Annotated in this window: 13 protein-coding genes; 3 read left to right on the top strand and 10 right to left on the bottom strand. The window is 59.2% G+C overall.

Translation table 11 applies throughout. The annotated features are described in order from the left end of the window. The 3 genes from G5332_RS19360 to trhA form a co-directional block, all read right to left on the bottom strand. Window positions 1-1,727: retention module-containing protein (locus G5332_RS19360; RefSeq protein WP_421311556.1), on the bottom strand; the 1,727-nt coding region annotated here is incomplete at its 3' end. A gap of 229 nt (window positions 1,728-1,956) precedes the next feature. Continuing rightward, window positions 1,957-3,618 carry a putative transporter gene (locus tag G5332_RS19355; protein ID WP_421173166.1) on the bottom strand — a complete coding sequence of 554 codons (1,662 nt, stop codon included), beginning with the start codon at window positions 3,616-3,618 and terminating at the stop codon, window positions 1,957-1,959. A gap of 127 nt (window positions 3,619-3,745) precedes the next feature. Further along, window positions 3,746-4,381 carry a PAQR family membrane homeostasis protein TrhA gene (gene trhA, locus G5332_RS19350; RefSeq protein ID WP_158111314.1) on the bottom strand — a complete coding sequence of 212 codons (636 nt, stop codon included), beginning with the start codon at window positions 4,379-4,381 and terminating at the stop codon, window positions 3,746-3,748. A 175-nt stretch (window positions 4,382-4,556) separates the two neighbouring features. Here trhA and G5332_RS19345 point away from each other — a divergent pair, with 175 nt between their 5' ends. From G5332_RS19345 to G5332_RS19335, 3 genes are all read left to right on the top strand, one after another. After that, the gene (locus tag G5332_RS19345) at window positions 4,557-6,080 is read left to right on the top strand and encodes an aminotransferase class V-fold PLP-dependent enzyme (RefSeq protein WP_216952964.1); all 1,524 of its coding nucleotides are present in this window, start codon (window positions 4,557-4,559) and stop codon (window positions 6,078-6,080) included. A 90-nt stretch (window positions 6,081-6,170) separates the two neighbouring features. Then, window positions 6,171-6,734 carry a septation protein A gene (locus tag G5332_RS19340; RefSeq protein WP_421250001.1) on the top strand — a complete coding sequence of 188 codons (564 nt, stop codon included), beginning with the start codon at window positions 6,171-6,173 and terminating at the stop codon, window positions 6,732-6,734. A 24-nt stretch (window positions 6,735-6,758) separates the two neighbouring features. Continuing rightward, window positions 6,759-7,055, top strand: a complete 297-nt coding sequence (locus G5332_RS19335) for a YciI family protein (RefSeq protein WP_005354350.1) — start codon at window positions 6,759-6,761, stop codon at window positions 7,053-7,055. A gap of 87 nt (window positions 7,056-7,142) precedes the next feature. On the opposite strand, the gene cysQ is transcribed toward G5332_RS19335, so the two are convergent. The 7 genes from cysQ to lepA form a co-directional block, all read right to left on the bottom strand. Then, the gene (gene cysQ, locus G5332_RS19330; RefSeq protein WP_421250000.1) at window positions 7,143-7,910 is read right to left on the bottom strand and encodes a 3'(2'),5'-bisphosphate nucleotidase CysQ; all 768 of its coding nucleotides are present in this window, start codon (window positions 7,908-7,910) and stop codon (window positions 7,143-7,145) included. A 202-nt stretch (window positions 7,911-8,112) separates the two neighbouring features. Beyond that, complete coding sequence (gene pdxJ / locus G5332_RS19325) at window positions 8,113-8,850, bottom strand: pyridoxine 5'-phosphate synthase (protein ID WP_005335389.1); 738 nt, start codon at window positions 8,848-8,850, stop codon at window positions 8,113-8,115. An 84-nt stretch (window positions 8,851-8,934) separates the two neighbouring features. Beyond that, entirely contained in the window at window positions 8,935-9,645 is a 711-nt protein-coding gene (recO, locus tag G5332_RS19320) for a DNA repair protein RecO (RefSeq protein ID WP_005335391.1), read from the bottom strand. Then, window positions 9,646-10,545: a GTPase Era gene (gene era, locus G5332_RS19315; RefSeq protein WP_005335393.1), complete on the bottom strand. Its 900-nt coding sequence runs from the start codon at window positions 10,543-10,545 to the stop codon at window positions 9,646-9,648. Then, on the bottom strand, window positions 10,542-11,213 hold the full coding sequence (gene rnc / locus G5332_RS19310) for a ribonuclease III (RefSeq protein WP_005335394.1): 672 nt from the start codon (window positions 11,211-11,213) through the stop codon (window positions 10,542-10,544). Before rnc ends, era begins: the two co-directional genes overlap by 4 nt. Further along, entirely contained in the window at window positions 11,214-12,137 is a 924-nt protein-coding gene (gene lepB, locus G5332_RS19305) for a signal peptidase I (RefSeq protein WP_005335395.1), read from the bottom strand. It lies immediately after the preceding gene. 3 nt (window positions 12,138-12,140) lie between these two features. Beyond that, on the bottom strand, window positions 12,141-13,934 hold the full coding sequence (gene lepA, locus G5332_RS19300) for a translation elongation factor 4 (RefSeq protein WP_005335396.1): 1,794 nt from the start codon (window positions 13,932-13,934) through the stop codon (window positions 12,141-12,143). Window positions 13,935-13,955: the final 21 nt, after the last annotated feature.

The following is a 13,955-nucleotide window of genomic DNA, read 5'->3' as shown; positions in this document are numbered from 1 at the left end:
CTCGGCAGGTCAGCGTTGTCGCTGTCCAGGATCGCCTCTTCCTTGTCGCTCGCCGGGTTGCCCGCCTGGTCGGTCACATCCGCCTTCACGGTGAACTTGCCATCCGCCAGGCCACTGGCCCCCAGGTCTACGGTGGTGCTGAACTTGCCGCCGCTCACGGTCGCCTCGAAGGTCACCGACTTGCCGTTCACGTCGGTCACGGTCAGGGTGACCTTCTGGCCATCTTCCACGTTGCTGGTCACGCCCTTGAGCTCGACCGCCTTGGCTTCCGCCACCGACAGGTTGCCATCGCCAATCGCCGCCAGGTCGATGCTCGGCAGGTCAGTATCCACTTCATAACCTTCGCTGTCGGTCGCGGTGGCGCTGTTGCCCGCCACGTCGGTGCTGGTCACGCTGGCATCGATGGTGCGGTCGCCATCGGCCGCCAGATCGCTGCCCGCCACCAGGATGGTGAAGCGGCCATCGGCAGCCACCTTGCCGGTGTATTCGGTGTTGTTGACGGTCAGGGTGACGGTGTCCCCTACCTTGAACTCGCCCGTCACGGTGCCGCTGACCGGGATCTGCTGACCCGCTTCAGCGGCGTTGATGACGTCGTCGGCGGTGATGTCGGCATCCAGGGTGATGGCCAGGTCAGGGGCCTTGCTATCAACACTGCCATCGTCGGTAGCGGTACCTGTGTTGCCAGACGGATCGGTGATGCTGGCCGTCACCTTATAGCTGCCTTCCGCCAGCGGAGTAGTGACATCTACGCTGTAACCACCACCCGGTTGCACGATGGCGGTCAACGTTTGTTGAGTGCCATTGGCATCGGTCACGACCAGAGTGACCGTGCTGCCAGCAGGTGCATCCGTAGTGCCCGTAATGGTCGGGGTGGTGTCATTGGTATTGTCAGGTGCATCAACAGTAATCACCGGAGCGGTTACATCCACACTGCCATCATCGGTCGCGGTGCCGGTGTTGCCGGCCGGATCGGTCACGGAAGCCGTCACCTGATAGCCCCCTTCGGCCAGCGGTGTGGCGACATCCACGGTGAAGGTGCCATTAGGTGTGACAATAGTGGTCAGGGTCTGCTGATTGCCGTTGGCATCGGTCACCACCAGGGTCACCGTGCTGCCAGCAGGCGCATCCGTGGTTCCGGTCAGGGTCGGAGTGGTGTCATTGGTATTGTCTGGCGCTACCACGGAGATGGTTGGAGGCGTAAGGTCAAATACCTCATCTTCTCCTGCAGCATCCAGCGGTGGCTCGCCATTGGTGTTGTAGGTGGTATCGAAGGTCGCTTCGGCAATGGTTGCGGAGCCGGTACGGTCGATGGTGACAAAACCGCCGTTGCCACTGGCTCCGGCGACACCACCAACCCCGCCACCACCGGCAGCAGGTGCACCGCCTGCGGCGGAGGCTTCAAAGGCCTGGGTCGGGTCAGCGCCACCCAAAATGGCTTCTTGCAGGGCACTGATATCATCGGGTGTGCCTGCGGCACTGTTTTGCGCCAGCTGGGGAGCATCTTCCTCTTCGGCAGGCTCACTCTGCTCGCTGGCAGGTTGCACATTGAAAGACTGTCCGCCGCCCATGAAACTGGCGCCATCCGGCGACATGATCACCGCCCCTTTCGGCAGCACATCCCCTTCCACCAGCAACTTGCGGCTACCATCTGCAGCCACCTGATAAACTTGACCTTTGAGCTGGGTGACGGTTACGCCCTGTTCCAGAGTAACGGAATTGGTAATCATGTTCTCTCCTGAATCCTGATTTGCATGCAAAAAGCCACAGCCTACTCTGCACAGAGAGAGAGCAAATAACCAGTTCGAAAATTCGAAAGAATAGACTGATTTGAGGCTGGACCGTTCAGCCAGACAGAAGGGTGACGAGGGGATTACCGAAAAATAAAAACTAAAATTATCAATACATTACATTATCATGACAGGAGCATGACAAGGCATGCTCCTGTCAGAATTAACCCTATGCACCGGCCCAGAGGATGATGGCCAGCAGTTGCGGCGAGATGATCCGCAAGAACATCACCAGCGGGTAGACAGTGGCATAGGAGAGCGCACTGGCACCACTGGTCGGGTGCATGGCGTTGGCAAAGGCCAATGCGGGAGGATCCGTCATGGAGCCAGCCAGCAAGCCACAGAGGGTGAGATAGTTCATCTTGCCATAGAGACGCGCCAGCACCCCGACCACCAGCAAGGGGATCAGGGTAATCGCTGCCCCATATAGCATCCAGGAGGGGCCATCACCGTTGATCAGGGTATCAACAAAGCCGGCCCCTGACTTGAAGCCAACCACCGCCAGAAACAGCACGATCCCGATCTCCCGCAACGCCAGGTTGGCGCTGGGGGGCATGAACCAGTAGAGCTTGCCGATGCTGCCGATCCGCGACAGGATCAGCGCCACCACCAGCGGCCCCCCCGCCAGACCCAATTTGAGAGCGGCCGGGAATCCGGGCAGGTAGAAGGGGATGGAGCCGAGCAATACGCCGAGGCCAATCCCGATAAATACCGGCAACATCTGCACCTGTTGCAGTTTTTGCTGCACGTTGCCGACCACATTGGTCACGGCCTCGATGGCATCGAGACGACCTACTAGGTTGAGGATGTCACCAAACTGCAGACTGGTCTGGCTGGTCGGTACCAGCTCGATACCGGCCCGGTTGAGGCGCGAGATCACCACGTCATAGCGCTGTTTGATGTCAAGATCGCGGATCTTCTTGCCCAGCACCTGCTCGTTGGTCACCACGACCCGCTCCACCCTCAGGTCGGTACCGCGAGTCGATAGGGAGGTGTCGACCTCTTCACCCAGCACCAGCAACACCTTGTGCAGTGCATGGCGCTCACCAACCAGGTGCAGCAGGTCGCCCAGCTCGATACGGGAATCAGTGCGCGGCACCATCAGCTCGTCGCCACGCTTGAGGCGTGAGCAGATGACATCAGACTCGTCGAGACTCGGGATCTCGCTCAGCATCAAGCCATGCATGTTGGGGTTGCGTACCGCGATGTTGATGGTCTGCAAGCTCTCCTTGGTTTTACCTGTCTGCAACTCGAACTGGGCGGCTTCATCGTCGATCTTGATGCGAAAGAAGACCCTGACCAGCCACATGGTGAGCAAAATGCCGCAGATGCCGAATGGATAGGCCACTGCGTATCCCATCCCCATCAGCCCGGTTGAACCATGGGGAGCTCCCAGCTCCGCCAGGATCTGCTGACCCGCACCAAGAGATGGGGTATTGGTCACGGCACCGGAGAAGACCCCGAGGATCACCGGTAGCGGCACATCAAACAGTTGATGAAGTGCCGCCGCAACGATGCACCCCAGGATAACCAGCAAAGCAGCAAAGGCATTGAGCTTGAGTCCGGAGCTGCGCAATGACGAGAAAAAACCGGGGCCGACCTGAATGCCGATGGTATAGACAAACAGGATCAGGCCAAACTCTTGAATAAAATGGAGTGTTTGCTCATCGAGCGCCAGCTCTGACACCCCGGCAAAGTGACCCACTATGATGCCGCCGAACAGCACCCCACCGATCCCTAACCCAACGCCATAGACTCGCCAGTTTCCAAGCCAGAGTCCCAGCACTGCCACCAGCGACAACATGCTGATGGAAAGCGCGATTTCACTCATTTCGTGCATCCTTTGCGAATTGAACTGGCCCTAGCTTGTCAGCAAACGCTGATGCCAACTGTGTGATACCGCACGAATTTATCCTTTTACGCGCCAAAAATACCAATTAAGGGCTAGTTACAAGACGTTAGGCGACGTAGCCGTAAATGGCCATAAAGTGACAAACGCTGCCACCCAGCACAAAGAGATGCCAGATGGCGTGGTTATAGGGGAGCTGCTTGGCCACATAGAAGATGACCCCGAGGCTGTAGATAAGGCCGCCAAGCCCGAGCAGCAACAACCCCTCACCGGCCAGATGGATATAGAGCTGGTAGATGACCACCAGCGACAGCCAGCCCAACATCAGGTAGGTAAAGAGCGACAACTTCTTGAAGCGGTTGATAAATACCAGCTTGAACACCACCCCGGCCAGCGCCAGGGCCCAGATCACCACCATCAACCCCTTCGCCAACGGCGTATCGAGCGCCACCAGCAGAAAGGGGGTATAGGTGCCGGCAATCAGCAGATAGATGGCACAGTGATCAAACACCTTGCACCAGCGTCTGGCACGCCCTTCAGCCATGCTGTGATAGAGGGTCGAGGCGAGATAGAGCAATACCAAACTGCCGCCATAGAGGCTGTAGCTCACCAGCGCCTGCGTACCCTGTCCCCATCCCTTGATGAGCAACAGCACCAGCCCGACAATCCCCAGCAACAATCCCGCACCGTGACTCAGCCGGTTTGCCAGCTCCTCCCGGGGGGAGTAATCCATCACACCACTCATAACATCGACTCCACAATAACTGTGGCTCACTCTACCCAGCACCATTTCGGAGTACAAGTGTTCGCTTAAAAAATGGGGTGGCTGTCACCCGCCTCCCTTTGGTGTATGCTCTGCCGCCGATGCCCGAGACAAGCGGCATAGACACCTACCCCGGTGACCTGGTCTGGAGAACCTGATGAAGTTGACTGAGTTGTTTGCACAAGCGGATCCCGCCTTTGGCGAGGCGATGAACACCTTGCTGGAGAGCTTCCACCACTCCGACGACAGTCAGGCCCCCTATCAGCGCGACCTGTTCACCCACCAGCTCGATCAATCCCGCATGCCTGCAGTCGGCCAACCTATCGAGGAGTATCTGGCGCGGCTGGCTACTCTGGTACCCGGCGCCTCGCACCTCACCTCGCCACGCTACATGGGCCACATGACGGCGCCCCTGCCGGCCTATACCGCCGAGCTGTCGCGCCTGCTGGTGATGCTCAACCAGAATCCGATGAAGATGGAGTCCTCCCGACTGCTCAGCTTTCTGGAGCGGGAGGTGCTGGCCAAGCTGCACCGCCTCATCTATGGCAGGGACGATGCTTTCTACGGCGAGCAGATGCATGCCAAGGATGCCGCCCTCGGCGTCATGACCAGCGGCGGCACCATCGCCAACGTCACCGCTCTCTGGCTGGCCCGCAACCGCGCCTGCGGCGACAACCTGTTCGCGCTCTATGAGCAAGGCTATCGCGGCGCCGTCATTCTAGGCTCCCGGCTGATGCACTACTCCTTCGACAAGGGGATGGATCTGCTGGGACTGGGCGCCCGCAGCGTCTGGCGCCTCGAGACCGACGAGCAGAACCGGCTCAGTCTGGCTGCGCTGGAACAGGCGCTGATCCAGTGCAAAGAGCAGAAATTGAAAGTACTGGCATTGGTCGGCGTGGCAGGCAGTACCGACTTTGGCTCCATCGATCCCCTGCCTGAGCTGGCGGCCATTGCCGAGCGCGAGCAGATCCACTTCCACGTGGATGCTGCCTGGGGTGGCCCGACCCTCTTCTCCCCCCGCTATCAAGGTCTGCTAGCCGGAATAGAGCAGGCCGACACCGTCACCCTGGATGGTCACAAGCAACTTCTGGTGCCGCTCGGTACCGGCATGCTGCTCTGCCGCCAGCCCGACCTGATGATGGCGGTCAAGCGGGAGGCGCCCTATGCCATTCGCGCCACCTCGTTCGATCAGGGTCGCTTTACCCTGGAGGGCACCCGCCCGGCCAACGCCCTCTATCTGGATGCCGCCTTCCAGCTCTTCGGCCAGCAAGGCTATGCCGAGCTTATCGAAGCCAACTACGACCGAGCCAGACTGATGGCCGAGCTCATCGAAAGCGACCCCGCCTTCGAGTTGATGTCTGCTCCGGTGATGAACCTGCTCTCCTATCGCTGCATCCCGCCCCATCTGCAGGGCAAGGTGCTGGATGAGACGGCCAATGCGCAGATCAACGACTTCAACGTGTCCCTGCAAAAAGCCCAGCGGGCCGAGGGGCACAGCTTTGTCTCCCGCACCCAGCGCGCCGTGGTGCGCTACGGTGCCCAACCGCTCACCCTGCTGCGCGCCGTGCTGCTCAACCCTCTGATTGAAGAGCGCCATATCCGCGACCTGCTGGCCGATCAGCAGCGACTGGGGATATCCATTGCACGCCAACTGTTTGGCGACGGCACGGAACCGGCGTAAAAATGAGCGGTCTTATTCATTTGCCGTTGTCCGCCATGCAGGTAGACTGGGCGAAATTTGCAGGCCATCTTTGAGGACTAGGCGCCAGACATGAAGCAATTTATTGAATTTATTCCACTTATCGTTTTCTTCGCGGTCTACAAGTTCTACGACATCTACATGGCTACCGGCGCACTGGTGGTGGTCACCGGTCTGCAGCTCGCCTATAGCTGGATCCGCTATCGCAAAGTCGAGAAGATGCAGCTCTTTACCTTCCTGCTGGTCGGCTTCTTCGGCGGCCTCACCGTCTTCTTCCACGATGACACCTTCATCAAGTGGAAAGTGACTGTCATCAACGTGCTGTTCGCACTGGGTCTGCTCATCAGCCGCTACGGCTTTGGCAAGAATCTGATCAAACAGATGTTGGCCAAGGAACTGCAGGCACCCGATGCAGTCTGGGACAAGGTCAATCTCGGCTGGGTCGGCTTCTTTGCCGTCTGCGGCCTGCTCAATCTCTATGTGGCCTTCAACCTGCCGCAAGAGATGTGGGTCAACTTCAAGGTGTTCGGCCTGCTGGGGATGACGCTGGTCTTTACCCTGCTGAGCGGCGTCTACCTCTACCGCCACATCCCTGCCGAGCAGTTGTCCCAGCAAAAAGACGAACTCAAAAAGTAACCCTCATCAGAAAAGGATTGTCTCATGTGGTATCTCATCTACTCCGAAGATGTCCCCGATAGCCTGCCACTGCGCAAGCAAGTTCGCCCTGCCCATCTGGCTCGCCTGCAAGCCCTGCAGGATGAAGGTCGGCTGCTGACCGCCGGCCCCAACCCGGCCATCGATGCCGAGGATCCGGCCGATGCCGGCTTTACCGGCAGCACCGTCATCGCCGAGTTTGCCTCGCAGGCGGATGCCCAAGCCTGGGCCGATGCCGATCCCTATGTGGCAGCTGGCGTCTATGCCAAAGTGACCATCAAGCCGTTCAAGAAAGTCTTTTAAAACTGCGTCAAATACAAAGAGGCAGGAACGGATGTACAACCCGCTCCGGCCTCTTTTTATTGCGCGATGCTCAGCGCACCAACAAGGTCACGCTCTGGCGACAAACCAGGGATTGAGGATATCGGGCTTGTTGTAGGCAAGGGGTGAGCCATCGAGTCGGGTGACGCTGCCGCCCGCCCCCTCCAGCACCGCCTGCGCCGCACCGGTATCCCACTCGCAAGTAGGAGCAAGGCGCGGATAGAGCTCGGCGCCCCCCTCGGCAATGATGCAGAACTTCAGCGAACTGCCCATCGAGACCAGCTCGATCTCGCCAAAAGGAGCCAAGAAATCGAGGGTCTCCTGCGACAGGTGGTTGCGACTGCCCACCACTCGCCACGCCTCGCCTTCACGATGAGGCCGGGTCTGGATGGACTCGCGCTTGCCATCGGCGATGCGCCAGGCACCGAGACCCTTTCCGCCATACCAGAGCTTGTCCAGCACTGGGGCATAGACCAGCCCCCAGCGCGGCGCCCCCTCTTCAATCAGCGCGATATTGACGGTGAACTCGCCGTTGCGGGAGACAAACTCCTTGGTGCCATCGAGGGGATCCACCAGCCAGTAGCGTGACCAGCCGTGGCGCGCCGCCATCACCTCGGGCCCCGACTCCTCCGACAACACAGGAATATTAGGAGTCAGCCGTGCCAACCCCTGAACGATCACCTCATGAGCCCCCTTGTCGGCAGCGGTAAGCGGGCTCTCGTCGCTCTTGTACTCCACCGCGAAGGGCTGGCTGTAGATGGCCATGATGGCCGCCCCCGCCGCGCGGGCGACAGGTTCAAGTTCGGTGATATCGGGGTGGTGCAGGGGGTGATCCATAACAATCTCGTCCAACTCACAGAGTCAACCAGTGTAACCCTTTTGACATCAACTGCTTATAGCCGATTGTGCTGGGTTATTACAGCTCTATAGCCGCCAACCCATTGCCCTCACTTGAACAACACCTGAAATAACAAAGGACGCCGTGGCGTCCCTTGTTATTTCTAGCGGCCGGTCTCAGGCCGCGGGCCTATTTTGCAACTCAGATCCCCTGACGGGCTTCCTGCATCAGCAGGCGCATGTCGCTCACAGCCTTGGCCAAACCATCGAAGGCGGCGCGGCCGATGATGGCGTGGCCGATGTTGAGCTCATAGAGCTCGGGGATGGCGGCGATGGCCTTGACGTTGTGGTAGTGCAGGCCGTGACCGGCATTGACCTTCAAGCCCTTGCCAGCGGCATAGGAGGCGCCGGCGGCGATACGCTTGAACTCGGCGTTGCGCTCAGCATCGGTGGTGGCATCGGCGTAACGGCCGGTATGGATCTCGATAAAGGGGGCGCCACTCTCGGCAGCCGCATCGATCTGGATGGGATCGGCGTCGATAAAGAGGGATACCTGGGCACCCACAGCAGAGAGGCGGGCAACTGCGTCAGTCACCTTGTCCAGCTGACCGGCCACGTCCAGACCGCCCTCGGTGGTCACTTCGGTGCGCTTCTCCGGCACCAGACAGACGAAGTGGGGCTTGATGCGGCAGGCGATGCCGATCATCTCTTCGGTCACCGCCATCTCCAGGTTCATTCTGGTCTGGATAGTCTGACGCAAGATCTCCACGTCGCGGTCGGTGATGTGGCGACGATCTTCACGCAGATGCACGGTAATGCCATCGGCCCCGGCCTGCTCGGCCACGAAGGCGGCCTGTACCGGATCCGGATACTGGGTGCCACGGGCGTTGCGCAGGGTGGCGATATGGTCGATGTTCACACCCAGATAGATTTCACTCATTGAGAACTCCTTGAAAGGCTTCATCTATTGACTGCGCGGTCAGCGAATCACACCGCGCCAATATCCGTATGTCTGTAATCTGTGTCAGCCTTGCATACTGGCTTTGCGTTTTAAAAACAGCTCCCGGCTCTTTAGCTGGCGCTTGCCCAGATAGGGTTGCAGTGCCAATCGGCTGAAACGTTTGGCCGCCTGCAGCAAGGGAGGGGTATCGAAACGTCCCTCGGCAAAGGCGAGCAGGTGGGCACCGAGAAACAGGGTACGGGGATCCGGCGCCCGCTCGCAAGCAACAAAGCCCAATTCACGCTCGAAGCCATAGAGCAGGGTCGGCTCGATGGGCGACTCGTCGTCCGCCGTGTATTCGAAATCCACCGCATATCCAAGTGCTTGCAACAGCAGGAACTCGAAGCGGCGCAGCGGCAGCTCAGGCGTCTCGCCGTCGGCCAGCGCCATGATGGCACGGGCATAGGCGTCGAACACTTCGGGGAACGGGGTGTGCGCTTCCAGCAGGTAGTAGACCAGCTCGTTGAGATAGAGGCCGTAGAAGAGGCGATCGCCACCGAGACGCAGGGAGTGATCCGGGCATTCGACCTGGGTGAGGTTCTTGAGATCGCCCTTGCCGCGCCAGGCGATGGTGAGCAGGGTAAAGGGTTGCAGCAGCCCCTTGAGAGGGGAGCGTGGCCCGCGAGAGCCGCGAGCCACCAGAGTAAATCGGCCACTATCTTGGGTGAAGACCTCGACCAGCTGGCTGGTCTCCCGATAGGGCCGACTGTGGATGACGAAAGCCGGGGTCAGCAATCAGTCGTCGCCATACCCGAGGCTGCGCAGGGCGCGCTCATCATCAGCCCAGCCCGACTTGACCTTGACCCACAGCTCCAGGTGCACCTTGTTCTGGAACAGACGCTCCATATCGAGGCGCGCTTCGGTGCCTATGGTCTTGATCTTCTCGCCCTTATTGCCGATGACCATCTTCTTCTGGCCATCGCGCTCGACCAGGATCAGGCCGTGGATGTGATAGAGGCCGTTCTCTTCCACCTTGAAGCGCTCGATCTCCACCGTCACCGAGTAGGGCAGCTCCTCACCGGTGAAGCGCATCAGCTTCTCGCGGATGATTTCGGAGGCCATAAAGCGGGAGGAGCGGTCGGTCACGTAATCTTCCGGGAAGAAGTGGACGTTTTCCGGCAGCAGATCCTTGGCCCACTCGCGGATCTTCTCCACGTTGGTGCCCTTTTCGGCACTGATGGGCAGAATATGGGCGAAGTTCATCTGTTGGCCCAGCCACTCGAGGTGGGGCAGCAGATCTTCTTTCTCTTTGACGTTGTCAATCTTGTTGACCGCCAGCACCACCGGGCACTTGAGATTGCGCAGCTTGCCCAGCACCATCTCGTCGTCTTTGGTCCAGTGGGTACCGTCGACCATGAACACCACCATGGCCACATCACCCAGCGAACTGGTGGCGGCACGGTTCATCAGACGGTTGATGGCCCGTTTCTCTTCAATGTGCAGACCCGGGGTATCTACATAGATGGTCTGGTAGTTATCCTCGGTGTCGATCCCCAAAATCCGGTGACGGGTGGTCTGGGGCTTCTTCGAGGTAATGCTGACCTTCTGGCCAAGCAGCTTGTTGAGCAGGGTGGACTTGCCCACATTCGGGCGGCCCACGATGGCGACAAAGCCGCAGTAGGTGGTATCTGTCATGACAGTTTTTCCAATGCTTGCTGCGCCGCGGCCTGTTCGGCCTTGCGACGGCTGGTGCCGACCCCGACGAGGGGACCATCCAGACCTTCAACGTCACACTGGACGGTGAACTCCTGGTTGTGGGCCTCGCCCTTGACGTTGGTCACAGTGTAGGTCGGCAGGGATTTGCGGCTTCCCTGCAAAATTTCTTGCAGACGGGTCTTGGGATCTTTCTGCTCGATGCCCGGCTTGATCTCTTCCAGGCGGCTGGCATACCAGCTCAGCAGCAGTGTCCGCACCGTCTCAAGATTGGTATCCAGATAGACGGCACCGATCACCGCCTCGACCGTGTCGGCCAGAATGGATTCGCGGCGAAAACCGCCGCTCTTGAGTTCGCCGGGACCCAGGATCAAGTGATCCCCGAGGTCAAACTCCCGGCCCAGTTCGGCCAGGGTCTTCTCGCGCACCAGGGTGGCGCGCATCCGGCTGAGATCCCCTTCCGCCGCTTGCGGGAAGCGGTGGAACAGATCGTCGGCAATCACCAGACTCAAAATCGAGTCACCCAGAAATTCCAGTCGTTCATTGTGACGAGAGCCGGCGCTGCGGTGAGTCAGCGCCCGGGTCAGCAGTTCCAGATCCGCAAAGACATGCCCGAGACGGGACTGCAGTCTGTTCATCTTGATATTCATTTACTTGATTCCGCCAATGCGGTTGAAGCGCACACCTGTCGGTACCCAACTTGGCAGCAGGGAGCCTTCTTCGCGCTCGAATTCAAAACTTATCCAGATAGCGACCGCCTTGCCGACCAGATTCTGCTCGGGCACAAAGCCCCAGAAGCGGCTGTCGGTGCTGTTGTCGCGGTTGTCGCCCATTACGAAATACTGGCCTTCCGGTACCACCCACTCGTCGGGGTAGGTGCCGGGCTGGCGATAGTAACGGCCAACCATGTCGGGCATCAGCGGATTGCGCAGGGTCTCGTGGGAGACATCACCCAACTGCTCGGTATAGCGATCAAGGGGGATCCCCATCTGGGTAAATTCGCCTCTTTGTTCAAACTTGACGTCGAGCTTCTTGAAGCCCGGGCACGTTTTCCCTTCCTGCTCTTCGCACTTGGGCCGGATCATCAGCTCCTTGTTGCGATAGATGACCCGATCACCCGGCATGCCGACCACCCGCTTGATGTAGTCAACGCGCGGTTCAAGGGGATACTTGAACACCACCACGTCGCCACGCTTGGGCTCGCCAGTCTCGAGGAACTTGGTGTTGGTCACCGGATCCCGCAGACCATAGGCAAATTTTTCCACCAGGATGAAGTCGCCCACCAGCAGGGTGGGCATCATGGAACCTGACGGGATCTGGAACGGTTCAAAAATGAACGAACGCAGGATCAGCACAAAGGTGATGACCGGGAAGACCCCGGCGGTCTGTTCAATCCAGACCGGCACAGGGGCCACCTTGGCCAGGGTCTTCTCATCCAGGTGGGCACCGCCATGGGCACGAGCCACGGCAATCTTGGCGGCGCGCTGCTTGGACCAAATCATCTTGTCCAGACACCAGATAACACCGGTGATCGCGCAGACCACCACCAGGATCAGGGAAAACGTGCTTGCCATCTATTAATCCTTTCCGACGTGGAGAATCGCGAGGAAGGCTTCCTGCGGCACGTCGACACGGCCGAGGGACTTCATCCGCTTCTTACCTTCTTTCTGCTTGTTCAGCAGTTTCTTCTTACGACTCACGTCACCACCGTAACACTTGGCGGTTACGTCTTTACGCAACGCCTTGACGGTGCTGCGCGCGATGATCTGGTTGCCGATGGCCGCCTGAATGGCGATATCGAACATCTGGCGCGGGATCAGCTCGCGCATCTTCTCCACCACCTGACGACCGCGATACTGGGCGTTGTCCTTGTGGGTGATGATGGCCAGGGCATCGACGCGCTCACCGTTGATCATGATGTCCAGACGGACCATGTCGGAGGTTTCGAAACGCTTGAAGCCGTAATCCAGCGAGGCGTAACCGCGACTGGTGGATTTCAGACGGTCGAAGAAGTCGAGCACCACTTCCGCCATCGGGATTTCATAGGTCAGTGCCACCTGCTTGCCGTGGTAGACCATGTTGGTCTGCACGCCACGCTTCTCGATACAGAGGGTGATCACGTTGCCCATGTACTCCTGCGGCAGCAAGATATGACACTCGGCGATCGGCTCGCGCATCTCCTTGATGCTGGTGATGGCGGGCATCTGGGCCGGGCTGTCGATGTGGATGGTGGAGCCGTCGGTCAGCTCGATCTCGTACACTACGGTCGGCGCCGTAGTGATCAGATCCAGATCGTATTCACGCTCCAGACGCTCCTGAATGATCTCCATGTGCAGCATGCCGAGGAAGCCACAACGGAAGCCGAAGCCCAGCGCCGTGGAGCTCTCCGGTTCGAAGAACAGGGAGGCATCGTTCAGGGAGAGCTTGTCGAGGGCGTCACGGAACGACTCGTAGTCATCGCTGGAGATGGGGAACAGACCCGCATAAACCTGCGGCTTCACCTTCTTGAAGCCAGCCAGCGCCTTGTCGGCACCATTCTTGGCCTGAGTCAGGGTATCGCCCACCGGCGCGCCGTGGATGTCCTTGATACCGCAGACAACCCAACCTACCTCGCCGCAACCCAGACCCTGGGTATCCACCTGCTTGGGCGTGAAGATACCGATACGATCGACACCCCACACCTGACCGGTGCTCATCACCTTGATCTTGTCGTTCTTCTTCAGGGAACCGTTCTTGATCCGCACCAAAGAGACAACGCCCAAATAGGAGTCGAACCAGGAGTCGATGATCAGCGCCTGCAGCGGGGCATCCGGGTCACCTTCCGGTGCCGGGATCTTGGCGACGATCTCTTCCAGCACCAGATCAACACCCAGACCGGTCTTGGCGGAGCAGCGCACCGCATCGACTGCGTCGATACCGACGATGTCTTCGATCTCCTCGGCAACCCGCTCGGGTTCTGCGGCCGGCAGGTCAATCTTGTTCAGCACCGGCACCACTTCCAGATCCATTTCCATGGCGGTGTAGCAGTTGGCCAGAGTCTGTGCCTCAACCCCCTGGCCGGCATCCACCACCAGCAGCGCCCCTTCACAGGCCGCCAAAGAGCGGGAGACCTCGTAGGAGAAATCCACGTGGCCTGGGGTGTCGATAAAGTTCAGCTGGTAGGTGTTACCGTCTTGTGCCTGGTAGTTCAGGGTCACACTCTGTGCTTTGATGGTAATGCCGCGCTCGCGCTCCAGATCCATGGAGTCAAGCACCTGAGCCTGCATCTCGCGGTCGGACAAGCCACCGCAAGTCTGGATCAGACGGTCCGACAGGGTCGATTTACCGTGGTCGATGTGCGCAATAATCGAAAAGTTACGAATGTGTTTCATCGAGCAAGAGTCACTCAAAAT

It is taken from the genome of Aeromonas sp. 603757 (genome assembly GCF_049171255.1).
GTDB lineage: Bacteria > Pseudomonadota > Gammaproteobacteria > Enterobacterales > Aeromonadaceae > Aeromonas > Aeromonas veronii_A.
This window is presented reverse-complemented; position numbering and strand designations above follow the sequence as displayed.

What these genes read in the sequence shown, in the direction of transcription:
- trhA (WP_158111314.1), bottom strand. Translation starts at nt 4,381, where the DNA reads ATGAGTGGTGTGATGGATTACTCCCCCCGGGAGGAGCTGGCAAACCGG.
- G5332_RS19355 (WP_421173166.1), bottom strand. Translation starts at nt 3,618, where the DNA reads ATGAGTGAAATCGCGCTTTCCATCAGCATGTTGTCGCTGGTGGCAGTG.
- G5332_RS19335 (WP_005354350.1), top strand. Translation starts at nt 6,759, where the DNA reads ATGTGGTATCTCATCTACTCCGAAGATGTCCCCGATAGCCTGCCACTG.
- rnc (WP_005335394.1), bottom strand. Translation starts at nt 11,213, where the DNA reads ATGAATATCAAGATGAACAGACTGCAGTCCCGTCTCGGGCATGTCTTT.
- G5332_RS19340 (WP_421250001.1), top strand. Translation starts at nt 6,171, where the DNA reads ATGAAGCAATTTATTGAATTTATTCCACTTATCGTTTTCTTCGCGGTC.
- lepB (WP_005335395.1), bottom strand. Translation starts at nt 12,137, where the DNA reads ATGGCAAGCACGTTTTCCCTGATCCTGGTGGTGGTCTGCGCGATCACC.
- cysQ (WP_421250000.1), bottom strand. Translation starts at nt 7,910, where the DNA reads ATGGATCACCCCCTGCACCACCCCGATATCACCGAACTTGAACCTGTC.
- G5332_RS19345 (WP_216952964.1), top strand. Translation starts at nt 4,557, where the DNA reads ATGAAGTTGACTGAGTTGTTTGCACAAGCGGATCCCGCCTTTGGCGAG.
- lepA (WP_005335396.1), bottom strand. Translation starts at nt 13,934, where the DNA reads ATGAAACACATTCGTAACTTTTCGATTATTGCGCACATCGACCACGGT.
- pdxJ (WP_005335389.1), bottom strand. Translation starts at nt 8,850, where the DNA reads ATGAGTGAAATCTATCTGGGTGTGAACATCGACCATATCGCCACCCTG.
- era (WP_005335393.1), bottom strand. Translation starts at nt 10,545, where the DNA reads ATGACAGATACCACCTACTGCGGCTTTGTCGCCATCGTGGGCCGCCCG.